The sequence below is a fragment of the Porphyrobacter sp. HT-58-2 genome, assembly GCF_002952215.1.
Classification (GTDB): Bacteria; Pseudomonadota; Alphaproteobacteria; order Sphingomonadales; family Sphingomonadaceae; genus Erythrobacter.
The window spans coordinates 817,931-840,375 of sequence record NZ_CP022600.1 but is presented as its reverse complement, the minus strand read 5'-3'; the positions used below and the strand labels follow the sequence as shown (position 1 = coordinate 840,375).

Here is a 22,445-nt window from a genome sequence, read left to right as displayed (position 1 = left end):
CCCTATGCCTTGCCCTTTGAGGCTACCATCTTCGTGTAGAGCTTGAACAGATGCTCAAGCCTCTCGGTATCGTTCTTGAATGTCCTGCCAACATACAGCTTTTCAATCACTTCGTCATTGGACCGGTGGGCATCCAGCAAATCCCTTGGCATGCCCTCCGGATCGTAGATCTCTGCGATAGTCGATGGGAAATGGCTGTCTCTGATTAACTGAATGGTTTCTGCGCTGGCTGCGAGTTCGGTGAGTGAGCCTTCATCCAGATCCGGAATGGGAAAGGTGTTCCATCCGATTGTATTGGAATATCTGTAGTCACCCTTCAACTTTCCGCAAACCGCTCGGATCCAACAAATGTGCATCTTGGAACTTATGACGGACATGGTCCAGAGAGGCGCATCAAAAATGGCAAATGCAGAATCTGAAATTATACATTCAGAATCTAAAACTCCGCACGGAATATAAATTCTTCTGTCTGATGACACCCTCGGCACTATGAGGGAGTAGCTATGAGACTCGTGCTGCTCACGGAACCGGTATGGCATTTCAGCCATCCGTCGAGTAGCGGCATCTGAGCTCTCCAGTCTCAGGCGCTGAACAGTAGCTATGCGATCGGCAATATCGGGTATGCTGGCTGCGTCCTCCAAATCATTTTGACGTATCCAAAGGCAATACCTCATCGTGCCACGGATGAATTCCTCAGAGCCAACGAGCTTTCTAAAATATTTTTCTGCATTAGGGTTTCTATGGAGGAACTCATCCCTTTCCCTTTGGTCAAAGATTAAACTTCCACCATTCAGAGCCATATTCCCAAACTGCATTCTCGGCTTATTAGAAGATGCGTTGGAAACTGGGTGGACTATAACGTTTCGGCCACTTGTTATGTATGGAGTTATATTGTCACATTCATAAACAAGATCGTTATCATATATTTTCTTCTTAAGTGGATGAACATTTTTCAATATTCCCACTATTACTACTATGACAGCAGCATTGTTTCTGGCGTTATTCTTCCACGCAAAGGAAGTATGCGAAAAACCGATTTCCACACCTGCCGCAAGAAGTTTTTCCCAGAGAATAGAAACATGCTGACCTTGGCATATTGAGTTCGTTGCAACCAACGCATAACCAGAGCGGCCGCTGGCCATGGTCACAAAATCATTACATTTTAGGAACCATCCCGACACATAATCGAGTGACTTGTAATTTTTTATCCTACCCGAAAACAGTTTTTCTTTGTCTTGCTTCTGCTCATTTGTTTGTCGCTGCCTTCCCAAATAAGGGGGGTTGCCAACAATATATGTTTCCAGTTCGGCAGAAGGTGGCGAGCACACTGACGACCAATCGAGCCGGAGAGCATTTCCGCAGACGACAGTAGCGCCTGTCCTTAGTGGAAGTTCGGGTGGAAGCTTCCCAAACGCATCTTCGAATTTTTGGTTCATCTGATGCTGTGCGATCCACAGCGCCAGTTTGGCCGTTTCGGCGGCAAAGTCTCCAATCTCAATGCCGTAAAAGTTCTTCAGCTCGACGTGGGACCACAGCCCAGCCATCTCGCCGGTCAGCTCTTGCAACCGCTTGAGAACCCGGATCTCGATTTCCCGCATTTCCCGGTAGGCAATCACAAGGAAATTGCCCGAGCCACACGCCGGATCGAAAACCCTGATCTTCATCAACCGTTTTAGGACGGCTTGCAGCTTTGCCTTGCTGCCCCATCCAGCCTCAACCTCTTCCCGCAGCCCATCGAGGAAAAGGGGATTCAGCACCTTCAGGATGTTGGGAACCGAGGTGTAGTGCATCCCCAGTTCACCACGCTCGTCGGTATTGACGATCGATTGGATCATGGACCCGAAAATGTCCGGGTTGATAACCTTCCAATCCAGCTTCCCGGCATCCCGTAGGTAGCGCCAGCTCATCCAGTCAAATTCAGGGACTTTCAGCGATCCGGCGAACAGACCGCCGTTCACATACGGGAAGGCGCAGACCCAAGTCGGTTTCCCGTCTCGACTGCCATCCTTGTCGTTGAGGTTCATCACCTCAAACATCGTTTCCAGTGTTGGAGCGATATTCTCTGGGTGAGCTGAGCAACGAGTGGCCAGCGTTTCGGAAAAAATGTTGTCCGGGAAAATGCCGGTATCTTCCGCAAAGAGGCAGAAAATCACACGGGTCATGAACTGGTTCATGTCGTGCCGGCGAGCATCTGTTGCCCAGTCCGGGTTCTCTGCGATCAGTGCGTCATAGAGTTTGGCAAGCCTACCCGTTGCTTTGATATCAACCGGATTCTCGTCAGCCACCTCATACCGGTCGATTCCGGCAATCGGCAGGAAGAAGCCAAAGCGGTTTTCAAGGTCCGGCAACGGACAGAAGAGGGCTTCGCCGGTCTTCAGGTCACGGGCGGCAAATTCGTTTCCATCTGTGGTGATGGCATACCGGACCTTGCCTTGGGCCGTCTTCCGGCTGGCCTCAATTGCATCCAACGCATCCGAGGTCTGCCCCGGAGCGGATGGCTGGAAGTGGACCCATTTCTTCCAAAGGATGCCATCCAACAGATCCGATGTGTTGCCGTCACCCTCTTTGAGGCGGGTTATCGTTGTGGCCGAAGCGCCGTAGGCTGCCATGAAGCCGGTGATAAAGGCAAGCGGTTCATACGGTTGCTGGATTAGCTCGGCTACAGCTTCCTCGATCTCGACGGCGTTCATGGGCTTCCTTGGGACTGAGATAGTCCTTGATTACCATGCCTTTGCCGAGACGAAAGAGCCATCACCATTCATGAGGAAATTGGCCGGACGCCTGAGACCCGCCCTATTATTGAACAGCCAGGCAAACACCACCGAATCTCCAGAAAACAGTTTATACCTGTTTATACCTTTTCAGGGAAATCCTCTGGTCGAAGATTTCCCTAATATACCCTTGATTTCATTGATAAAAATGGTGAGCCCGACAGGATTCGAACCTGTGACCCGCTGATTAAAAGTCAGCTGCTCTACCTACTGAGCTACGGGCCCACACGCGTTCCCGCGCGTTGGCGGGAGCGCGCTCACCTAGGCAGGGGGCGCGGGCGGGTCAAGCGGGCTTGGGCTTGCGCGATGCTTAAACCGGTTGCCGGATCGCGCCAGCCGGGGGCGATGGTGCAGGCCGGATCAAGCACGAAGCGGCGACCTGCATAGGCGGCGTGAGGGATGGCGAGGCCATGGGAACGCCAGATCCCGCCGCTCCACAGGATAATATCGCAGTCCAGCACACGGTCGCCCCAGCGCTGGCCGCGGCGCCGTCCGAACTGGCGTTCGGTGTGCTTCAGCGCAGCGAGCAGAGCGGGCGGGGCAAGTTCGCTCTCCAGCACCAGCGCGGCGTTGGCAAAACGGCGCTGCGCCGCGCCCATTGGCGGCGTGGCGATCACGGGCGAGCGCGCTGTCACTGTGCCGAAGGCGGCGCATTCCTCCATCGCCGCCAGCAGCACCCCGCGCGGATCACCATGGGCATGGTGCCGCCGGTTGCTGCCCAGCGCGACGAGGTAGGTGCTGGACAGCCTCAGATATCCTCGGCGATGCGCCCGTAAAGCTGCGGGCGGCGGTCGCGGAAGAAGCCCATGCCGGCGCGGTGGGTGGCGGCACGCGCCAGATCGAGCCGCGCAGTCAGCACGCCGGTCTCGTCCGCGCCATAATTCGCGACCAGATCGCCCCATTCGTCGCTGATGAAGGAATGGCCATAGAACCGCTGCCCGCCTTCCGTGCCGATGCGGTTGGCCGCGACCACCGGCATGCAGTTCGACACGGCATGGCCGATCATTGCCCGCCGCCACATCCGGCTCGTGTCGAGATCGGCGTCATAGGGTTCGGACCCGATGGCAGTGGGGTAGAGCAGCAGCTCCGCGCCCATCAGCGCCATCACCCGCGCGCATTCGGGATACCACTGGTCCCAGCAAATGCCGACACCGACGCGGGCGAGCGCGCCGCCCTCCCCCGGCACATCCCACACCTTGAAGCCGGTGTTGCCGGGGCGGAAATAGTATTTTTCCTCATAGCCCGGCCCATCGGGAATGTGGCTCTTGCGATAGGTGCCCATGATCGCGCCATCCGAGCCGATCATCGCGAGGGTGTTGTAATAGTGGTGTCCGTCACGCTCGAAGAAGCTGGTGGGGATCGTCACCTTGAGCTTCGCGGCGAGCGCCTGCATCGCGATCACGCTGGGGTGCTCAGGCGTGGGCCGGGCGAGGGCGAACAGCGCCTCGTCTTCCTCGCGGCAGAAATAGGGGCCGGAAAAGAGCTCCGGGGGCAGGATCAGCTGCGCGCCAGCGGCGGCGGCCTGTTCGACCAGCGCGCTGACGGCGGCAATATTGGTGGCTTCGTCCTCGGAACCGAGGGGGAGCTGAAGGGCGGCGACGGTGATAGCACTCATGCCGCCGCCCTTTATAGCGATTTCGAGTTCGGTGGAACACCGAACGGCTCGGAAATCGCGGCAGACAAAGGCGCGATTACTTCGCCTTCTTGAACAGCAGAGTCATCCGGTCGCTTTCGCCCTTGTCCTTGAGGTCATCGCGCTTGGTGGCGAGCGAGGGGGGCATTTCCCACACGCCCTGCGGATGATCGGCGGTGTCCATGGCGTTGGCGTTGATCTCGCTCGCGGCGACCAGTTCGAAGCCCTGCAAGCGCATGAAGTCGATCATGTCCTGCTGCTTGAGATAGCCCTTCGAGCCATTGGCATAGGCCCACGGCGCATCGGGTTTGGCGCGGTGCTGGATGATGCCGATCAGCCCGTCATCCTTGAGCAGCTCGCGCATCGCCCGGATCTCGGTATCGGCGGTGCCCATGCGGGTCGGGCTGTGCAGTGCGCGGATCACCAGGATGCGGTCGAAGGTGCCCTTCTGGTCATCGGGAATGGCATCGAGCGTCAGGCCGGAGAACTTCTCTGCCGGCAGGCCCGTATAGCCCGCCACTTCCTTGCCGAAGCCTGCGGCCTGATCACGAATGCGCTGCTGGCGGGCAGGGTCGGGTGTCGCGGTCAGCGCATTGGCATAGATCCCGACCAGCTGCCCCTCACCGCCCAGATAGTGGCCGAGCAGGCGCGAATACCATCCGCCGCCGGGGGAATATTCGCCGACCTTCATGTGCGGGCCGACATGGAAGAAGGCCAGCACCTCTGCCGGATTGCGGTGGACATCGCGTTTGGCATCTTCGGCGCGGGTGGGGTGGTTGATCGCCGCCGACACCTGTTCGCCGTGCATTTTCATGAAGGTGGCGGTGTCGCGCACATGGTCATCCCCATGCGCACCATGCCCGGCATGATCGCCGTGCTGATGCGCCATGAGCGGCGCGGCAAGGGCAAGACCGCTGGCAGCGGCGGCAAGGATCAGTCTGTTCACGAAGGTCTCTCCTGAAACGCGGATGGATTGTGTGTCCGTCTGGCAAAAACGGCTGATGCCCCTATCTGTGCCAGAAACCAGCGGAGAATTCGAGTGAGCAATATGGAAACGGCGATCATTGCAGGCGGCTGCTTCTGGTGCACCGAGGCGGTGTTCCGCGATGTGGTGGGCGTGGAGAGCGTGGAGAGCGGCTATATCGGCGGCACCAAGCCGAACCCGACCTACAAGGAAGTCTGCACCGGCACCACCGGCCATGCCGAGGGCATCCGCGTGACCTTTGATCCGGGCGTCATCAGCCTTGCGGAAATCTATGACGTGTTCCTCGGCACGCATGATCCGACGCAGCTGAACCGGCAGGGCAACGACGTGGGCACGCAGTATCGCAGCGCGATCTTCCCGCTGTCCGCCGAACAGGGCGAGGAAGCCAAGGCCGCGATCGGGCGCTGGAATGCCGAGAACGGCAAGATGGCTGTCACCACCATCGAAGGCCTCGATGGCGGCGCGCAGACGGCAGAATGGTATCCGGCCGAGGACTACCATCAGGAATACTGGGACGGCGAAGGCCAGCGCAATCCCTATTGCCTCGCGGTGATCCCCCCCAAGCTGATGAAGCTGAGGAAGTCGTTTCAGAAATATGTGAAGGGTTGAGCGGAAAGGCTGCTTTCTTGGTCATTCGGGAAAAAGCTGACTTTCGGCTATCGACCCCATTGCGGTCGTTCAGCACTCACGCCTTCCCGGGCTTGACCCGGGACCCCGCTTCTTTCTTGTCTTGCATTGAAAGGCAGCGGGGCCCCGGATCAAGTCCGGGGAGGCGAAAAATAGAGTTGTCCGCTAACCAACCACTTCCAGCCATTCGCTGCGCCCGAGCATCATCCCGAAAGCACAATTGCCGCAAGCGACCGCATAGGCCACAATCCAAGCATCGTCGCCCCGTGCTTGACACGGGGCTTGGCTTCTTTCTGCCCACTCCATCGAAGAAAAGCCTGGCCCCGTGTCAAGCACGGGGTGACGGGGTTTTGATTACCTGACCCACCGCGCCACGAAGAACCCGTCGAGGCCGCCCTGATCCGCCAGCATCCCGGGATGGGTGCGCAACCAGCCCTCGGGCGTCGGCGTGAGGCCTGCGGGGAGCTCCTCCGCCGTGATCGGCTTGGGCGTCAGGCCAAGGTTGGCATCGATCCACGCCGCCTGTTCCTCGCCCTCCTCGGCCTCCAGCGAGCACACGGCATAGACCAGCACGCCACCCGGATTGAGCCATGCCGCCGCGCGCGTCACCATCGTGCGTTGCAGTTCCACCATCTCGGCAATCTGCCCCTTGCCGATGCGGTGGAGCACGTCCGGGTGGCGGCGGCAGGTGCCGGTGGCGCTGCAGGGCGCGTCGATCAGGATTGCGTCGAAGCGGTGCTTGGGCTCCCATGTGAGGGCATCGGCCCGCACCGGCGAGGCCTTCAGGCCGGTGCGCTTCAGATTGTCCTTGAGCAGATCGAGCCGCCGCTTGCTCATGTCGAGCGCGGTGACTTTCCATCCGGCGGCGGCGAGTTGCATCGTCTTGCCGCCCGGCGCGGCGCACAGATCGAGCGCGCTCCTGCCACCCCCGGCGCCCAGCAAGCGGGCGGGGAGCGAGGCGGCGAGATCCTGCACCCACCAGTCGCCCGCCTTGAAATCCGCAAGGCTCTCCACTGCTGCGCCCCTCGGCAGGCGGATATGGCCGGGGGCGAGGCTGATGCCGCCCATCGCTACAGCACGGGCCTGCGTTTCGTCGGCGTCCTTCAATGCCAGATCAAGCTCGGGCGGGAAGGCGAGGCCGGGGGCAATGGCGGCGGCTTTCTCCGCGCCCCAGCGGGCGATGACGCGTCCGGGCAGGGTCGGGGAATCGGGCAGCAGGGATAGCCCCTCCCGCTCGCGGGAGGGGTTGGGGTGGGCCTGATCAACATTCCCACCCCCGGCCCCTCCCGCAGGCGGGAGGGGAGAATCGCCCCGCTTCATCAGCGCCGAGAATACCCCATGCGCCAGCCGGCGCGGTCCGCCTGCCAGCAGCGGCAGGCCGGTCGCGATCACCGCATGCGGCGGCGTGTCGAGCCGCAGCGCCTGCGCCAGCATCAGCCGGAGCACCATGCGCGCCTTGGCATCATCGGGTAGGTTCTGCTGCGTGGCGCTGTCAATCAGGGCGTCGAGATCGGTCAGCCAGCGCAAAGTCTCGCCCGCAATCGCCTTGGCCAGCGCGCGGTCGGGGGCCTTGCGGATATCGGACAGCGCCGCGCCTTCGGCCTGCTCCAGCGTCTCGCCCCGGCGCAGCACCGCATCAAGCAAGCGAAGCGCAGCGCGGCGCACGGACAATCCGGGGGTCTGAGGCATCGCTCGCCCCTAACCGTCCTTGAAACAAAGCGCCAGCACGCGCATTTGACCCCCATGACCAAGGAAAAGTCCGAAGCCGCGAAGAACTTCAAGAAGCCCCCGCACTGGACCAATGATCCGGTGCCGGTGCCCAAGGCGGTCAAGAATGACGAGAAGCTCTCCCCCACCCGCTACGGCGACTGGGAGCGGGGCGACGGGATCGCGGTCGATTTTTGAGAGATGAAGACCCCTCCGTCAGCGCTTCGCGCTGCCACCTCCCCATTCGTTCCGAACGGGGAGGAATAAGGGGTCAAATCCCTCCCCGTCCCGCAGGGATGGGGAGGTGGCAGACGCCGAAGGCGGCTGACGGAGGGGTAGGAATCAGAGAGGCTTGAACTCCACCCGCAATCCGTCCTTGGGCTGCGGAATCGGCCAGTCCTGCCATTCGGGGTTATAACCCGACGCCGCCTCGATCCGGTAGCGCTGGAGCAGCTGGGCGAGCAGGATCTTCACCTGCATGTAGGCAAAGTGCAGGCCAAGGCACATATGCGCGCCCCCGCCGAACGGCACCCAGGCATATTTGTGGCGGGCCTTCACCTTGTCGGGGGTGAAGCGCATCGGATCGAAGGTGAAGGGATTGTCCCAATATTCTTCGGAATGGTGGGTCCAGTAGATGTTGATCCCGACCATCGCACCCGCCGGAATACGGTAGCCGCCATATTCGAATTCGCGCAGCGCCCGGCGCGGCATTGATGGAACGGGCGGGATCATCCGCAGCGATTCCTTGAACGCCATTTCGGTTAGGTCGAGCTTGGCCAGATCGTCGTAATCGAGCGGGCGGGGGTTGCCATCGCCGTCCGGCCCGCCGGTGACCGCGAAAATCTCCTCGCGCAGCTTCTCCTGCCATTCGGGATTGGTCGCGAGGTGGAAGATCAGCGAGGTGGCTGATGATGTGATGGTGTCATGCGCCGCCATCATCAGGAAGTTCATGTGATCGACGACTTCATCGACCGGCAGCAGGGAGCCGTCCTCGCGGGTGGCGGTGGCAAACTGGCTGAACATGTCCTGCCCGCCGCCTTCCGCGCGGCGGCGCAGGGTCTCGCGGGTGAAATAGTCGACGAGGAAGGCGCGGCCATCGACGCCCTTCTTCATCTTGGTGAAGGGCAGCGGCTTACGGATCGGTGCGACCGAGGCCTGCACCATGTCGACGAAAGCCTCGTTGATCTTGTCGGCCTCAGGCCCCCAGGGCAGGCCGATGAAGCTGTCGGCGGCCAGATCGAGCGTCAGCTTCTTGATCGCCGGGTAGAACTCCTTCGGCCCGGCCCAGCCCGCCACCTCGCGAGCGATCCCGCGATTGAGCGCGCCCGAGTAATGCCGCATCGGTTCGGGCTTGAACGCGATCGAGAGCGCGCGGCGGTCAATCCGGTGATGCTCGAAATCCATCAGCATCAAACCCCGCGGGAAGAGCTGGTCGAGCACCGGCCCCCAGCCCTGTTCGCTGGAGAAGATCTTGTCCTTGTTGAACAACAGCAGCTCGTTCGCCTCCGCGCCGATCAGGGCGACCTGCCAGCCGCCAAACGCGCGGTTCTTGTAGACCTTGCCGTGGGTCTTGATCATTCGCTCGGCAAAGGCGTGGGGATCGGCGAGCATGGTGAAGGTGTTGCCGACCACCGGCCAGCCCGCCTCACCGGGGATGTGGGCGAGATCGGCTTCAGTCAGACGACCCTCTCCCCAATGGCGGGGAGCATCGTCGGGGGCGCCAGAGGCGGAACGCGGGGCTTCGGCAAGGGTGGCCATGGGGGTCTCGATGCTCCGGTGAAGGTTCGGATTCGCAACTGACTTTGGTGTAAACAACCGCCCGCGTCAAATCCACCCTGAAAGCTCGCGCCGCAGCATCGCGTCGATCATCGCGAGGCCATCGTCCGATGTATTGAGGCAATCGAGCACAGCATATTCCTCCCCGCCATGCTCCATGAATTCGTCGCGGCCCTCCAGTGCCAGTTCCTCCAGCGTTTCGACGCAGTCCGCGGCAAAGCCTGGCGCGGCGACGACCAGCCGCTTGGTGCCCTTGTCGCCCTCGGCCATCAGGGTCGCATCGGTGGAAGGTTCGAGCCACGCCGCCGGGCCAAAGCGCGATTGGAAGGTGGTTTCGAACCTGACGCCTTCAAACTCCGGGCGGCGCGCAAGCTCCTCGCGCAGCAGGCGCGCGGTCTTCATGCAGTGGCAATAATAGGGATCGCCCTTTTCCAGCGTCTGCTGCGGCATCCCGTGGAAGCTGAGCAGCATCACCTCAGGCTTGAAGGTCAGCGCACGCGCCTGCCGGGTCAGGTCATCGGCGAGCGCGGCGATATAGCCGGGATCATCATGATAGGGCGGCACGAACCGAAGCGCGGGCTGCCAGCGCATCTTCTTCAGCACGCGGGCGATCTCGTCGAACACGGTCGCGGTCGTCGCGGCGCAATATTGCGGATACATCGGCGCAATCAGAATGCGGTCGCAGCCATCGGCCATCAGCGCGGTGAGACGCGATTCGATCGAGGGATTGCCGTAACGCATTGCCCAATCGACCTGCACATTCTCGCCAAAGCGCCCCACCATGGCCTCGGCCTGACGCGCGGTGATGTCCGCCAGCGGTGAGCCGCGTTCCGTCCAGATCTTCTGATAGGCTTTCGCGCTTTTCTGGGGACGGGTGTTGAGGATGATCCCGCGCAGGATCAGTTGCCAGGCAATCGGCGGGATCTCCACCACCCGCGTGTCGGACAGGAATTGCTTGAGGTAACGCTTGACCGATTCAGGGTCTGGCCCGTCGGGCGTGCCGAGGTTGATCAGCAAAACGCCGATCTTGCCGCTGGAAACGGGGGGGTGGTCGCCCGGAAGGCGCTGGGTCTGCCAGGTCATAGCCCGCCTAACGGTTGGCAGAGCATTCGTTTCCGGGCGCATCCGATTGCCCGGGCGTCATGTGGCAAAAATGTCCGGGTCATATGCCGTCCGAAAGTAGGGGCAAGCGTCTCAACCGCAACCCCGTAGCGGAAAACAGCGCGTTGGCAATCGCTGGCGGGGCAACCACGGCGCCAAGCTCCCCCGGATCGGCAGGCGGGGCTTCGCTGGCGAGGAATTCGATCCGCATCTCGGGGCAATCAGCCATCAGCGGCAAACCAAGCCCCGCATAGTCGGTGTTTTCGGGAAGCCCGCCGCGCAGCTTGACGGGATTGCCGAGCGCAATGCCCATGCCGAACACCAGCCCGCCCTCGATCTGCTGGAGCGCGATGTCGTGATTGATGATCCGCCCGATGTCGACGGCCGCCGTCAAGCGGGTGACGCGCACCCCACCCTCGCCCTGCCGCGCGGTGGCGACACAGGCGATGCGCGCAGCCTCCGGCCCGTCGCCGATCCGTGCGCAGGCAAGACCCTGTCCACTCTGATCGACCCCGCCATCCCATCCGGCCAGCTGTGCTGCGCGCTGGAGACACGCGGCAAGTCGCACGTCGCCTCCCAGCATCGCCATGCGGAAGGACAGCGGCTCACGGCCGTTCTTGGCCGCGATTTCATCGATGAAGCTCTCGATCGCGAAAATCGCCGGCCCGTGCGCATTGCCCCGCACCCGCCCCACCGACAGCCCGATATCGACCGGCACGTGTTCCACCAGCACCGCAGGCAGCTGATAAGGCGGCACCGCGCCCTCGCAGGCGAGGGGATCGGGCTCGCCCGCGGTTTCTCGGATCGCGGCGGCAGGGGTGAGATTGCCGAACAGCCGCCTGCCGAATTCGCGGGCCGCCGGCGGCGTGGCGATACGGATACGCATCGCATCGATCGCGCCCCCTTCGCCCCCGGCCCCGGCCTTGGCCAGCTGCGCACCCAGCAGCAGCCAGGCAGGCGGGCGCGGGCGCGAGCGGATCAGTTCGTCACGGCGCGGCCAGGTGAGTTGCACCGGCCTGTCCAGCTCCTTTGCGATCAGCGCGATCTCGATGGCGTGATCATGCTCGAGCCGCGCATCGAAACTGCCCCCGGCGGGCATGGGGTAGAGCGCCACATCCTCGGTTGCGATGCCGATGGCGCGGGCCGCAGCGATGCGGGCCTGTTCAGGCGCCTGACTGGCGATCCACAGATCAAGCCGCCCATCCACGAACCGTGCCGCTGCCGTGGCGGTTTCGACCGGGACGGCATAGGCCGGTTCGACCTCATATCGCCGCCCGATATCGACCCGCTTCAAGGCCTCGCCGCCGAACCCGGTCTCGGCGATCGTGAACGCCGCGCCGCCAGTCAGAAGCGTATCGAGCTTGGCGGCGATCTCGTTGCTGCCAACCGGCGCGCCGGTCGTCCATTTCGGCTTCATCGCCTCAAGCGCAGTCTCGGCGCTCCACCAGGTATCAGCGGCGACCGCGAGCCAGCGCTTGCTTTCGACGATCCCCCTAAGCCCGCGTATCCCGGCAGCGCCGTTGCGGTCGAAGCCGGCGAGTTCGGAGTCGCTCTCCGGCCCGTGGCGGATCGAGGCGAACACCATCCCCGGCAGGCGCACGTCTCCGGCAAAGCGGAACGAACCATCGACCTTGGACGGCAGATCGAGCCGGGGGAAGGCAGGCGCTGCGTCGACCTCGGCCGGCAGCGGCTTTTCACGCGGAGGCTCGGTGCGCAGCGGCGGCGGGTCGGGCGGGGTGTAATCTGCCGCGCCCTCGGCCAGTTCGCCAAAGGTGGCGCGGTTGGTGCCATTGGTGACGAAACCACCCTCGACCTCGCATTCCTCCCAGGCGACGCCCCAGCGCGAGGCAGCTTCCTGCGCCAGCATCGCCCGCGCTGCGGCAGCGGCCTCGCGACAAGGCATTTCATAGGCCTCTATCGCGGTGCCTGCCGCCGTCGCGTTGAACCGCTGGCTTCCGGCAAAGCGCGCCGCCATCATCGCATCGGTGCGGTCTGACAGCCCGGCAAAGCTGGGATCCCACAGCGCGATCCATTTGCGCGCCAGCGGCACATTGCCATAGGCACCCGAAACCGGCGCAGGCTCGACCGCGATCTGCCGCCAGTCGGCGCCCAGTTCGTAAGCAACGATCTGCGGCAGCAAGGTGGTAATGCCCTGCCCCATCTCCAGCTGCGGTACGGCAACCGTCACGACACCATCATTGGCAATCTTGAGCCATGCGCCGAAGATATGCTCGCCCTTGGCCGCGACCAGCGGGGTGCTATAGCTGCGCGGCATCAGCCACCATGCGACCAGCAAGCCTCCGCCCGCCGCCGCTCCGGCCAGAATGCCGCGCCGGGTCAGTGCCATCGCCTAAATCGTCCCGGTATCGAGCCAGTGGTCAAGCCGCGTCGCGATTGCGGTGAAGGGCAGGGCTTCCGGCCCGTCCCCGGCAGCAGGCGGGTTGCCCGCGTCCCCGGCGGTGCGGGTCGTGATGGTCAGCGGGATACGACCGAGGAACGGGATTTCGAGCGCCGCGGCAAAGCGTTCGACCCCGCCCTGACCGAAGGGATCGCTGACCTCGCCGCAATGGGGGCATTCATAGCCTGCCATGTTCTCGACCAGACCGATGATCGGCACCTTGCCCTGATCGAACATCTGCCCTGCACGCGCAGCGTCGATCAAAGCGAGATCCTGCGGGGTCGACACCAGCACGGCGCCATCCGGGCGATGATCGGACAGCATCGAAAGCTGCACGTCACCGGTGCCGGGTGGCAGGTCGATGAGCAGGATTTCGGTGTCATCCCAAGCCGCATCGATCAGCTGGCTCAGCGCCTTCCCGGTCATCGGCCCGCGCCACGCCAGCGCCTTGCCGGGCGCGACGATGTGACCGATCGAGAGAACCTTCACGCCGTGGCGGCTTTCGAGCGGGACCAGCTTGTCACCTTCCACCATCGGCTTCTGGCCTTCGGTGGCGAGCAGTTTCGGCTGGGAGGGGCCGTAGATATCACCATCAACCACGCCGACCTTGCGCCCCATTCTCGCAAGCGCGACGGCGAGATTGGTGGTCACGGTCGACTTGCCGACCCCGCCCTTGCCCGATCCAATTGCGATCAGACGGATGCGGCGCCGTTCGCCGGTCAGCGCGATACGCACATCCTGCGCGCCCGGTACATTGGCCAGCGCGGCCTTGAACTCCGCTTCGAGCGCGGGGCGATCAGCGGTGGCGACATCACCGGCCTCGGCTACCACCACCACCCGGCCGGAAATGATCCGCGCCGATTGTACGCGCGCATCAAGTTGCGGGGGAAGGTATTGGCGAATCAGCTCCGCCTGCCGCGCACGTTCCTGCGCCCGTTGTTCCGGATCGGTCGTCATGGCCTTTTGTCCTCGCCGGAAGCGGCAGCGGCGGCTTCCGGGGTCTTGCGGCCATCCCTAGCCATGAAATTAGCGAAGCCAACCCCTGTTTTTCGTGAGATCGCGTGCCTATAACGTGGGAATGCAGAGACTGGACGGCTGGAAAGAACGTCTTGGCAGAGCCTCTCGCGGGCTCGCCATGGCTGGCAAGAACAACCCCTGGGGCGGCGGCGGCGACGATCCCGGTGACCGCGGCGCTTCGGGAGATGGCGACGCGGGCGGAAGCGGCGGTGGCCCGCGCAACCCATGGCTGCCCGGCGGCGGTGGCGAGCCCGGCAAGCGGCGCTCGGCCAGCATCGAAGACATCTTCAAGAACCGCGGCCCCGAAGGCCCGCGCCGCGGCGGTGGCGGCCCGGGCGGTGGCTTTCGCCTGCCTGAACGCCCCGGCGGCAAGAGCTGGGTGCCAGTGATCATCGGCGGTGTCGCGGCGATTTGGATTGCCGTGACCAGTGTCCACTTTGTCCAGCCCGGCGAACAGGCCGTGGTGACGTGGTTCGGCGGCAAGTACTCGACCACGCTCGATTCGGGGACGAACTGGACCGCGCCCTGGCCGATCCAGATGGTCGAAAAGGAAAACGTGACCCAGATCCGCTCGGAAGAGATCCCCGGCACCAACACCGAAAAGCTGATCCTGACCGGCGACCAGAACCTTGTCGATCTCAGCTACCTGATCCGCTGGAACATCTCCGACCTGACGCTCTACAAGTATCAGCTCAACGATCCGCGTAACGCCCTGCTGGAAATCGGCGAGGCGGCGATGCGCGGGGCAGTCGCGCGGCAGAACCTCGATACGGTGCTGACCGGCGCGGGCCGTGCGGAAATCGAACAGGACGTGCGCGAACGGATGCAGGCGCGGCTTGATGCCTATCGTTCGGGGATTTCGGTGCAGGGGATCGAAATCAACAAGGTCGATCCGCCAGGCCGGGTGGAGGAAGCCTTCAAGGACGTTTCCTCGGCGCAGCAGGATGCCGACGCGGCGATCAACCGGTCGCGCGCCGTGGCCCAGCAGGTGCTGGCCCGCGCGCAAGGTGATGCACGGGAATTCAACGACATCTACGCGGAGTACCGGCTCGCGCCCGAAGTGACGCGCCGCCGCCTCTATTACGAGACCATGGAGGCGATCCTGTCGAAGACCGACAAGACCATCGTCGAATCCGGCAATGTGCTGCCCTATCTGCCGCTTCCCGAAATGAAGCGCCGCGCCCCGCAGTCCGGACAGGGGGAATAAGGCCATGACCAGTCTGTTTCAGAACGCCAAGGTGCTAATCGTCGGCGCAGTCGTGGTGGTAATCGCCCTTCTTTCGAGCGTGGTGATCGTGCCTGAAACCCATCAGGGCGTGGTGATCTTCACCGGTAAGCCGGTGCGGGTCTTCAACAAGTTCAAGCCGGACGTACCCTATGGCCAGACCGGGGCGGGCATCCAGTTCCGTCTGCCCTTCGTCGAACAGGTGCAGATGATCGATCGCCGGGTGCTCGATCTCGACATGGAGCGCACCCAGGTGCTCTCCAACGATCAGCAGCGCCTCCAGGTCGATGCCTATGCGCGCTATCGCATCATCGATCCGGTGAAGCTCGTCGAACGTGCAGGAAGCGAACGCCAGCTCGAAGCGCAGCTGCTCCCGATCCTTACCTCGGTGCTGCGGCAGGAGCTCGGGCGGCGGCCGTTTTCGGCACTGATCAATGCCGAGCGCGGGACGGCGATGGCCAATATCACCGCCGCGCTTGACAAGCAGGCTCGCAATTACGGCGCGCAGGTGCTGGATGTGCGCATCAAGGCAGCCGACCTGCCCGAAGGCCGTCCGCTCGACGCTGCCTTCACCCGGATGGAGACAGACCGTCAGGAAGAAGCCGCCACGATCCGTGCCGCCGGCCAGCGCGATGCGCAGATCATTCAGGCCGAAGCTCAGGCCGAAGCCGCGCGCATCTATGCCGAGGCCTATGGCAAGGATCCCAAGTTCTACGACTTCTACCGTGCGATGCAGTCCTACCGGCAGACCTTCCTTGCCGGCGAAGGGCAGAGCACGATGGTCTTGTCAGAGGACAGTGAGTACTTCCGCCAGTTCAAGGGCGAGCGGTAGGCTGACGCAATCGATCAAACGCAGACCGGCAACGGCGAATGCCGGTCGCGTTCAATTCGCGTTCAGCCCGCTGAAGGGCATTTGGGGACTGAACCCGGCCTATGTGGTCGGCCCCGTCAATGGCTTTGAGGAACGCTGCGGGAACCTTGCGCATTCCTCTCAAGGATAAGGACCAAAAGGACGTGAACAAAGTGCGCTATGTATACGGATTGTCGAGCGCGCTGCTGGTGGGCGGCGCGGCTGTATCGCTGATCACCGGCTCGCCGCTGGGCGCGCAGGTGGCGCAGAACGATGATGCAGTGATGGATCGCGTGGTGCCGGTTGCAGGCGCTCCGGCGAGCTTCGCCGATCTCACCGCGCAGCTGCAACCGGCCGTGGTCAACATCGCCACGCGCCAGCGCATCGAAGTGCAGAACAACCCCTTTGCGGGCACGCCCTTTGCCGAATTGTTCAACCGCCGTGGCGGCGGACAGCCCCAGACCCGCGAGGCGCAGTCGCTGGGTTCGGGCTTCATCATCTCGGCCGATGGCTTTGTGGTGACCAACAACCACGTCGTTTCACCGGATAACCGGGCCAAGCTGGAATCGATCACCGTCACTCTGCCCGACGGGACGGAGTACGAAGCCGACCTGATCGGCGCGGATCCGCAGTCCGACCTTGCGGTGCTCAAGATCAAGGCGAACAAGACCTTCCCCTTCGTCACCTTCGGCGATTCGAGCGCGGCGCGCGTGGGCGACTGGGTGGTGGCGATCGGCAACCCCTTCGGCCTTGGCGGCACCGTGACCAGCGGGATCATCTCGGCAGTGTACCGCAACACCGGCCAGGGCGGCGCCTATGACCGCTTCATCCAGACCGATGCCAGCATCAACAAGGGCAACTCCGGCGGGCCGTTGTTCGACATGCGCGGCAATGTGATCGGCATCAACAACGCGATCTTCTCGCCCTCGGGCGGCAGCGTCGGGATCGGCTTTGCCATCCCCGCCGAAATCGCTGCGCCGATCGTCGAGCAGCTCAAGGCCGGACGCGAGATCGAGCGCGGCTATCTGGGCGTGCGCCTGCAGCCGATCGACGAGGATTTCGCTGCCTCGCTCGGCCTGCCCAAGCGCCGCGGCGAGCTGGTGCAATCGGTCGAGGAGACAAGCCCCGCAGGCAAGGCCGGGATCAAGGCCGGCGATGTCGTGACCAAGGTCAACGGCAAGGATGTCTCCTCCGATCAGACCGTCAGCTTCCTCGTCGCCAATCTGCAACCGGGCGCCAAGGTGCCGGTCGAAGTGCTGCGTGACGGCAAGAGGCTGGCGATCAATGTCACCCTCGGCAAACGTCCGAGCGAGGCGGAGTTGCAGCAACAGGCGCAGACCTTCGATCCGGACGCGGAAGAACCGATGGCACCCGGTTCGTCGGATCAGACGATCGAGCAGAAGCTCGGGATGCAGGTCATGCCGATGACCCCGCAGATCGCCCGTTCGCTCGGCGTGCCGGCCGATACCAGCGGCGTCGTGATCGCGGCGGTCGATCCCAATTCGGACGCCGCCCGCAAGGGTCTGCGTCGCGGCGACATCATTCTGTCGGCCAATTATCAGGATGTCGCCACGGTCGAAGCGCTGCTGGGACAGGTCAATGCTGCCATCGCCGAGAAGCGCGAGGCAATTCTGCTGCGCATCCAGCGCCGCACGGCGCCGCCCGCCTTCGTTCCGGTGCGGCTGCGCTGATCGCCTCGCTACATTGCCAGACACGAAGGGCGCCGGAAGCAATTCCGGCGCCCTTTCGTTTCGATCATTGGCGATACGGAAACCGCTCTATTCGTCGCCCGGCTTGATCGCTTGCTGCTGAGGCGGCGGCGGCGGCGCGGCGCGGCGGTCGGGGGGTTTGGGGCAATGCCCCGCCGGTTGCCTGTTCGAGAAAGTCCACGCTGGCCGCCGGCGGCGCAGAGCCCGCGCGCTCACCGTCGCTCCCCAACGGATCACTGCCAGGGTCGCGCCGACCCGGTTCGATCAGGTTGCCCTGTTCATCAATGTAGTAATAATCGTCCGGACTGCCGAACAAGGCTTCCTCGTCCGGCTCAAGCTGCCACTCGGGCAGTTCAAGCGTGACATCGAATTCCTCGACCGGGCGATCCTTGACCGCGTAGCGCATGTAGGCGGCAAAGGCCTGCGCGGGTGCGCGTCCGCCTTGCAGGCCGGGAACCGCCTTGGCATCGTCGCGCCCCATCCACACGCCGGTGGTGATGCCGGAGGAAAAGCCGATAAACCAGCCATCCTTGTTCGACGACGTGGTTCCGGTCTTGCCCGCCACGGGCCGCCCGATCTGCGCCGCGCGCCCCGTGCCGGTCTGCACTGCGGCCTGCAGCAGATCGGTGATCCCGGCCACCACATAATCAGGCACCTGCTGCGGACGATTGGGTGCCTCGCGGCGGTAGAGCACATCACCGCTCGCGCCTGTCACCTTGGTGATGCCGTAAGGCTCCACCGGCACGCCCTTGGCGGCCACCCCGGCGAAGGCTTGCGTCATCTCGATCACCCGCACTTCGGAGGAGCCGAGCACCATCGAGGGGTAGGTGTCCACTTCCGAATTGATCCCGAACCGCCGTGCCATCGATGCGACCGTGCCAAACCCCACCTCATTACCGAGTTGTGCCGCGACGGTGTTGATCGAATAGGCGAAGGCAGTGCGCACATCGGTTTCGCCGACATTGCGGCCATTGGCATTGCGCGGGCTCCACCCGTCGATGGTGACGGGTGTATCCACCACCTTATCTTCGGGCGTGTAGCCGGCCTCAAGCGCGGCAAGATAGACGAACAGCTTCCACGCCGAACCCGGCTGGCGCATGGCGGTCGTGGCGCGGTTGAAATTGCTGGCGACATAATCCGTGCCGCCCACCAGCGCGAGGATCGCCCCGTCACGGTCAAGGCTGACCAGCGCACCCTGCGCGCCCTTGGGGGTGTTGGCCTCGATCGCGGCGGTCGCGGCGCGCTGCATCCCGATGTCGAGTGTCGTCCACACCTCAATCGGCTCGTAGGTTTCAGGCAGGATGATATCGAGCTGGGGCAGGACCCAGTCGGTGAAATACCGCACCGAGTTCTGGCCCGCCTTTTCCTTCAACTGCACCGCGCTGACATCGACCATCGCTTGGTCGGCGGTGATATAGCCCTGTTCGCGCATCAGCCTCAGCACCACCTGAGCGCGCTCGACGGCAGCATCGGCATCGGCGGTAGGAGAATAGTGGCTAGGCGCCTTCACAAGGCCGGCAATGATGGCTGCTTCGCCCACGCTGAGTTCGGTGGCGGGGTGGCTGAAGAACTTGCGGGAGGCGGAATCAATGCCATAGGCGCCGCCGCCGAAATAGACCTTGTTGAGATAGAGCTCGAGAATCTCCTGCTTGGAGAACTTCCATTCGAGCGCCATCGCCAGAACCGCCTCGCGCGCCTTGCGGTCAAGCGAGCGGTTGTTGTTGAGGAACAGGTTGCGCGCCAGCTGCTGGGTGATGGTCGAGGTGCCGCCAAGCCGCGCGCGCGAGCCGGTGACACCCTCGATCATTGCGCCAGTCAGACGCACGGGATCGACGCCGAGGTGCGAATGGAACCGCTTGTCCTCCACCGCGATCATGGCGTTGGTCATGTTCACCGGGATATCGTCGTAATCGAGCCATTCGCCGAAGCTTGGCCCCAGTTCGACAATCTCGCGCCCGTCACGCGCGCGCACGACAATCGTCTGGCCAGGCTGGTTGGCCTTGAGCGTGGCGTAGCTCGGCAGTGATTGTGCGGCCATGGCAACAGCAACCGCAAGAACCACAAGGCCCAGCAGCGCCAGAGCTCCACCCCAAATGAAGGCGCGTTTGACCCACAGGCGCAGACGAGAGGACGGCTTGCCGCCGTCACCGCCGGAACCGCCACGTGCCGTTTCGGTTGCCCGATCTGCTGCTGCCCGGCGCGTCCCGCGCACGCCTTTCTTCTGCAAACGCTCACCCCGTTTCGACATTCCGATGTCCATCTGATGCCCACCAGACCAAAGGTGGGGCAGCGGCCCTTGCATAGGCAAGTTGTAACCGGCGGTGAACCCGCCACCCCGCGGCTCTCCCCCGATCAGCGCCCGGGTCTGTCAATCTTCGGTCGGGGTGAAGATCAACGCGGCGGAATTGATGCAATAGCGCAAGCCCCCCTGATCGCGCGGCCCGTCTGGGAAGACATGGCCGAGATGCCCGCCGCACTTGCCGCAGCGCACTTCGGTACGGATCATGCCATAGCTGACGTCGCGGTGCTCCTCGATCACTTCGTCGGTGGCGGGGCGGGTAAAGGCCGGCCAGCCGCAGCCGCTGTTATACTTGGCGGTCGAGTAGAACAGCTGCGTACCGCAGGCGGCGCAGTGGTATTCGCCCTCGTCGTAGAACTTGTCGTATTCGCCGGTGAAGGCGCGCTCGGTCCCCGCCTCGCGCAGGATGTGATACTGCATCGGAGTAAGCTTCTCGCGCCACTCGGCGTCGGTGATGGTGCGGGGATCCTCGATCATAGACTATCTCTCCAATCAGAGCGATTATCGGATTGCCGCAGGCAATCCGCAAGGCCGACTGGCCGCCCGCAGCGACGCGACCTTCAGGTCGCATGAGCGAGGATTTCGCATCGCGGAGGCGACGCGGAACACAAAAGACTCCTACCCATCCAGCAGCGCGTAATGCGCGGGCGGCTTGATCACATCCATCCGCTCCGTGAGCAGCGGGCGGAAGCTCGGGCGGCTCTTGAATACGGCATACCAGCCGCGCGCTTGCTCATGCCCCGCCCAGTCGATCCCGCCGAGGTAATCCGCAACCGAGATCTGCGCCGCCGCTGCGAGGTCCGCAAGGCTCATGGTCGATCCCGCCACCCACGGGCGGTTGTCGATCAGCCAGTCGAGATAGTCGAGATGCCCGTGCGCCATCTTCATCGCGTTTCTCAATGCACCGCTGTCGGGGGGCTGGCGCAGGATACGCTTCTTCATGCGTTCGGACAGCAATGGCGCGGTGACATCGGCGTAGAAATTCTCGTCGAACAGCGCCACCAGCCGGCGGATCTCGGCGCGCTGGGCAGCAGTGCCGTTGATCATCGGATTGCGGTCCACCGTCTCCTCGAAATACTCCGCGATCGCGCGGCTATCGGGGATGACGATGTTCCTGTCCTGGTTGACGATAACCGGGGTGCGCCCGGCCGGGTTGAGATTGAAAAACATGTCCGACGCGGCCCAAGGGTCTTCGCGCACAAGTTCGAAGGGGATGTTCTTTTCGCTCAACAGCAGCCGGATCTTGCGGCTGAAGGGGCAAAGCGGAAACTGATGGAGGTGCCACATACGGCTGCGATCTGTGCCGCAATTCGCGCGGCAAATCCAGCACCGCGCACCAGTAACCGGGGAGTAATCAAACCCCCGATGCTTCGAGCATCAGCAGGCACGAGGGCATGATCTTGCCGACATCGCCGTTGGCGGACAGCGCCCGGGCCTCGGCCTCGGCAAGTGCGGCGATACCATCCCGGTCAAGCTGGGTCGCGTCCATCAACTGCGCCAGCGCCCGCACGAAGAATTCGCGTCCGCGCAGGCCCAGCGTCGGCCAGCGGCTGGCGTCTGCCTCTCCGCGTGCCTGACCTGCGCTCACCAGAGCAAAAGCCGCCGCGCAACGCAGCAACGCACGGTTCTCCTGCGAGATCACAGGCGCTTCGGCGGATGGCTGAGCGGAGACGGCCTGAAGCAGCAGCGCCGCAGCAAGGATCAATGTCGGCATGGCACCCTGTATGCCCTGCCAGATGAACCTGTGGCTACCGGAAATGCACATTGCCGCGCGGGTAAATCCGTCCTAATCCGCAACCCTTCCGATGAGAGGAGAGCTAGAAAAATGTTCAGTCACATCATGATCGGCACCAGCGACTTCGATCGCGCCAAGGCGTTCTACGACACCGTGCTCGCCACGCTCGGCGCCGGGCCGGGGATGATCAACGTCGCCGCCACCGGCCACAAGCGCGCGTTCTGGATGCACAATGGCGGGATGTTCTCGATCAGCGAGCCGATCAATGATCAGCCCGCGACGTGCGCCAATGGCTCGACCATCGGCTTTGCCTGCGATTCGCTGGAGCAGGTGCAGGCGTTCCACGATGCGGCTGTGGCTGCGGGCGGCAAGTCGATCGAAGACCCGCCGGGTCCGCGCGTCGGGCCGATGGGCACGCTGAACCTCGGCTATGTGCTGGATCTCGATGGCCACAAGCTGTGCATGCTGCATAGGGCTTGATGTGAAGGGGACACTGGCGTGACCCCTCGGACCCCCCGCCCCGCCTCCCCACCCGGCCACCAAAAGTACCACTATGTTATGGCGGCCGGGTGGGGAGGCGGGGCGGGAGGTCTGCGTCGCGCGCTAGCGTGA

General features: G+C 63.3%; 19 protein-coding genes and 1 tRNA gene. 6 read left to right on the top strand and 14 right to left on the bottom strand.

What is annotated here, in order from left to right:
• Nucleotides 1–2: 2 nt before the first annotated feature.
• The 5 genes from CHX26_RS04115 to CHX26_RS04095 form a co-directional block, all read right to left on the bottom strand.
• Nucleotides 3–2,690, bottom strand: coding sequence for a class I SAM-dependent DNA methyltransferase (locus CHX26_RS04115; protein ID WP_104941279.1), 2,688 nt, complete (start codon nucleotides 2,688–2,690; stop codon nucleotides 3–5).
• 230 nt (nucleotides 2,691–2,920) lie between these two features.
• A tRNA-Lys gene (locus tag CHX26_RS04110) sits at nucleotides 2,921–2,996 on the bottom strand.
• 32 nt (nucleotides 2,997–3,028) lie between these two features.
• Nucleotides 3,029–3,493: a 2-amino-4-hydroxy-6-hydroxymethyldihydropteridine diphosphokinase gene (gene folK, locus CHX26_RS04105; RefSeq protein WP_257790857.1), complete on the bottom strand. Its 465-nt coding sequence runs from the start codon at nucleotides 3,491–3,493 to the stop codon at nucleotides 3,029–3,031.
• Nucleotides 3,494–3,519: 26 nt separating this feature from the next.
• Nucleotides 3,520–4,386 carry an N-carbamoylputrescine amidase gene (gene aguB / locus CHX26_RS04100; RefSeq protein WP_104941278.1) on the bottom strand — a complete coding sequence of 289 codons (867 nt, stop codon included), beginning with the start codon at nucleotides 4,384–4,386 and terminating at the stop codon, nucleotides 3,520–3,522.
• 76 nt (nucleotides 4,387–4,462) lie between these two features.
• Complete coding sequence (locus CHX26_RS04095; protein WP_104941277.1) at nucleotides 4,463–5,350, bottom strand: class I SAM-dependent methyltransferase; 888 nt, start codon at nucleotides 5,348–5,350, stop codon at nucleotides 4,463–4,465.
• A gap of 102 nt (nucleotides 5,351–5,452) precedes the next feature.
• Here CHX26_RS04095 and msrA point away from each other — a divergent pair, with 102 nt between their 5' ends.
• Nucleotides 5,453–5,998: a peptide-methionine (S)-S-oxide reductase MsrA gene (msrA, locus tag CHX26_RS04090; protein WP_104941276.1), complete on the top strand. Its 546-nt coding sequence runs from the start codon at nucleotides 5,453–5,455 to the stop codon at nucleotides 5,996–5,998.
• Nucleotides 5,999–6,370: 372 nt separating this feature from the next.
• On the opposite strand, the gene CHX26_RS04085 is transcribed toward msrA, so the two are convergent.
• Nucleotides 6,371–7,705, bottom strand: a complete 1,335-nt coding sequence (locus CHX26_RS04085; RefSeq protein WP_104941275.1) for an RsmB/NOP family class I SAM-dependent RNA methyltransferase — start codon at nucleotides 7,703–7,705, stop codon at nucleotides 6,371–6,373.
• Between the two features lie 54 nt (nucleotides 7,706–7,759).
• Here CHX26_RS04085 and CHX26_RS04080 point away from each other — a divergent pair, with 54 nt between their 5' ends.
• Nucleotides 7,760–7,921 (top strand): DUF1674 domain-containing protein, encoded by a 162-nt coding sequence (locus CHX26_RS04080; protein ID WP_104941274.1) that lies wholly within the window; start codon nucleotides 7,760–7,762, stop codon nucleotides 7,919–7,921.
• A 144-nt stretch (nucleotides 7,922–8,065) separates the two neighbouring features.
• Here the strand turns inward: CHX26_RS04080 and CHX26_RS04075 are convergent, their stop codons facing one another.
• The 4 genes from CHX26_RS04075 to CHX26_RS04060 form a co-directional block, all read right to left on the bottom strand.
• Complete coding sequence (locus CHX26_RS04075) at nucleotides 8,066–9,481, bottom strand: cytochrome P450 (protein WP_104941273.1); 1,416 nt, start codon at nucleotides 9,479–9,481, stop codon at nucleotides 8,066–8,068.
• A gap of 66 nt (nucleotides 9,482–9,547) precedes the next feature.
• On the bottom strand, nucleotides 9,548–10,582 hold the full coding sequence (gene hemH / locus CHX26_RS04070) for a ferrochelatase (protein ID WP_104941272.1): 1,035 nt from the start codon (nucleotides 10,580–10,582) through the stop codon (nucleotides 9,548–9,550).
• A 79-nt stretch (nucleotides 10,583–10,661) separates the two neighbouring features.
• Nucleotides 10,662–12,947 carry a molybdopterin cofactor-binding domain-containing protein gene (locus tag CHX26_RS04065; RefSeq protein WP_104941271.1) on the bottom strand — a complete coding sequence of 762 codons (2,286 nt, stop codon included), beginning with the start codon at nucleotides 12,945–12,947 and terminating at the stop codon, nucleotides 10,662–10,664.
• Nucleotides 12,948–12,950: 3 nt separating this feature from the next.
• Nucleotides 12,951–13,955 (bottom strand): Mrp/NBP35 family ATP-binding protein, encoded by a 1,005-nt coding sequence (locus CHX26_RS04060; RefSeq protein WP_104941270.1) that lies wholly within the window; start codon nucleotides 13,953–13,955, stop codon nucleotides 12,951–12,953.
• 178 nt (nucleotides 13,956–14,133) lie between these two features.
• Between CHX26_RS04060 and hflK the strand changes: the two genes are divergently transcribed.
• From hflK to CHX26_RS04045, 3 genes are all read left to right on the top strand, one after another.
• The gene (gene hflK, locus CHX26_RS04055) at nucleotides 14,134–15,222 is read left to right on the top strand and encodes a protease modulator HflK (protein ID WP_104941269.1); all 1,089 of its coding nucleotides are present in this window, start codon (nucleotides 14,134–14,136) and stop codon (nucleotides 15,220–15,222) included.
• Between the two features lie 4 nt (nucleotides 15,223–15,226).
• Nucleotides 15,227–16,072 (top strand): protease modulator HflC, encoded by an 846-nt coding sequence (gene hflC, locus CHX26_RS04050; RefSeq protein ID WP_104941268.1) that lies wholly within the window; start codon nucleotides 15,227–15,229, stop codon nucleotides 16,070–16,072.
• Between the two features lie 182 nt (nucleotides 16,073–16,254).
• Nucleotides 16,255–17,781 carry a DegQ family serine endoprotease gene (locus CHX26_RS04045; RefSeq protein WP_104941267.1) on the top strand — a complete coding sequence of 509 codons (1,527 nt, stop codon included), beginning with the start codon at nucleotides 16,255–16,257 and terminating at the stop codon, nucleotides 17,779–17,781.
• 64 nt (nucleotides 17,782–17,845) lie between these two features.
• On the opposite strand, the gene CHX26_RS04040 is transcribed toward CHX26_RS04045, so the two are convergent.
• The 4 genes from CHX26_RS04040 to CHX26_RS04025 form a co-directional block, all read right to left on the bottom strand.
• Nucleotides 17,846–20,047 carry a transglycosylase domain-containing protein gene (locus tag CHX26_RS04040; RefSeq protein WP_104943247.1) on the bottom strand — a complete coding sequence of 734 codons (2,202 nt, stop codon included), beginning with the start codon at nucleotides 20,045–20,047 and terminating at the stop codon, nucleotides 17,846–17,848.
• A 120-nt stretch (nucleotides 20,048–20,167) separates the two neighbouring features.
• Nucleotides 20,168–20,575 carry a peptide-methionine (R)-S-oxide reductase MsrB gene (gene msrB / locus CHX26_RS04035; RefSeq protein WP_104941266.1) on the bottom strand — a complete coding sequence of 136 codons (408 nt, stop codon included), beginning with the start codon at nucleotides 20,573–20,575 and terminating at the stop codon, nucleotides 20,168–20,170.
• Nucleotides 20,576–20,716: 141 nt separating this feature from the next.
• Nucleotides 20,717–21,385 carry a glutathione S-transferase family protein gene (locus tag CHX26_RS04030; protein ID WP_104941265.1) on the bottom strand — a complete coding sequence of 223 codons (669 nt, stop codon included), beginning with the start codon at nucleotides 21,383–21,385 and terminating at the stop codon, nucleotides 20,717–20,719.
• Nucleotides 21,386–21,452: 67 nt separating this feature from the next.
• Nucleotides 21,453–21,812 carry a hypothetical protein gene (locus CHX26_RS04025; protein WP_146107642.1) on the bottom strand — a complete coding sequence of 120 codons (360 nt, stop codon included), beginning with the start codon at nucleotides 21,810–21,812 and terminating at the stop codon, nucleotides 21,453–21,455.
• A gap of 111 nt (nucleotides 21,813–21,923) precedes the next feature.
• Between CHX26_RS04025 and CHX26_RS04020 the strand changes: the two genes are divergently transcribed.
• Entirely contained in the window at nucleotides 21,924–22,313 is a 390-nt protein-coding gene (locus CHX26_RS04020; protein WP_104941263.1) for a VOC family protein, read from the top strand.
• The last annotated feature ends 132 nt before the right edge of the window (nucleotides 22,314–22,445 follow it).

Excerpts from the sequence above, each read along its gene's own strand:
- CHX26_RS04085 (WP_104941275.1), bottom strand. The coding sequence starts at position 7,705 with ATGCCTCAGACCCCCGGATTGTCCGTGCGCCGCGCTGCGCTTCGCTTG.
- CHX26_RS04030 (WP_104941265.1), bottom strand. The coding sequence starts at position 21,385 with ATGTGGCACCTCCATCAGTTTCCGCTTTGCCCCTTCAGCCGCAAGATC.
- hflC (WP_104941268.1), top strand. The coding sequence starts at position 15,227 with ATGACCAGTCTGTTTCAGAACGCCAAGGTGCTAATCGTCGGCGCAGTC.
- CHX26_RS04060 (WP_104941270.1), bottom strand. The coding sequence starts at position 13,955 with ATGACGACCGATCCGGAACAACGGGCGCAGGAACGTGCGCGGCAGGCG.
- CHX26_RS04075 (WP_104941273.1), bottom strand. The coding sequence starts at position 9,481 with ATGGCCACCCTTGCCGAAGCCCCGCGTTCCGCCTCTGGCGCCCCCGAC.
- msrB (WP_104941266.1), bottom strand. The coding sequence starts at position 20,575 with ATGATCGAGGATCCCCGCACCATCACCGACGCCGAGTGGCGCGAGAAG.
- hflK (WP_104941269.1), top strand. The coding sequence starts at position 14,134 with ATGGCTGGCAAGAACAACCCCTGGGGCGGCGGCGGCGACGATCCCGGT.
- CHX26_RS04020 (WP_104941263.1), top strand. The coding sequence starts at position 21,924 with ATGTTCAGTCACATCATGATCGGCACCAGCGACTTCGATCGCGCCAAG.
- CHX26_RS04080 (WP_104941274.1), top strand. The coding sequence starts at position 7,760 with ATGACCAAGGAAAAGTCCGAAGCCGCGAAGAACTTCAAGAAGCCCCCG.
- CHX26_RS04065 (WP_104941271.1), bottom strand. The coding sequence starts at position 12,947 with ATGGCACTGACCCGGCGCGGCATTCTGGCCGGAGCGGCGGCGGGCGGA.
- CHX26_RS04115 (WP_104941279.1), bottom strand. The coding sequence starts at position 2,690 with ATGAACGCCGTCGAGATCGAGGAAGCTGTAGCCGAGCTAATCCAGCAA.
- hemH (WP_104941272.1), bottom strand. The coding sequence starts at position 10,582 with ATGACCTGGCAGACCCAGCGCCTTCCGGGCGACCACCCCCCCGTTTCC.
- aguB (WP_104941278.1), bottom strand. The coding sequence starts at position 4,386 with ATGAGTGCTATCACCGTCGCCGCCCTTCAGCTCCCCCTCGGTTCCGAG.
- msrA (WP_104941276.1), top strand. The coding sequence starts at position 5,453 with ATGGAAACGGCGATCATTGCAGGCGGCTGCTTCTGGTGCACCGAGGCG.
- CHX26_RS04040 (WP_104943247.1), bottom strand. The coding sequence starts at position 20,047 with ATGTCGAAACGGGGTGAGCGTTTGCAGAAGAAAGGCGTGCGCGGGACG.
- CHX26_RS04025 (WP_146107642.1), bottom strand. The coding sequence starts at position 21,812 with ATGCCGACATTGATCCTTGCTGCGGCGCTGCTGCTTCAGGCCGTCTCC.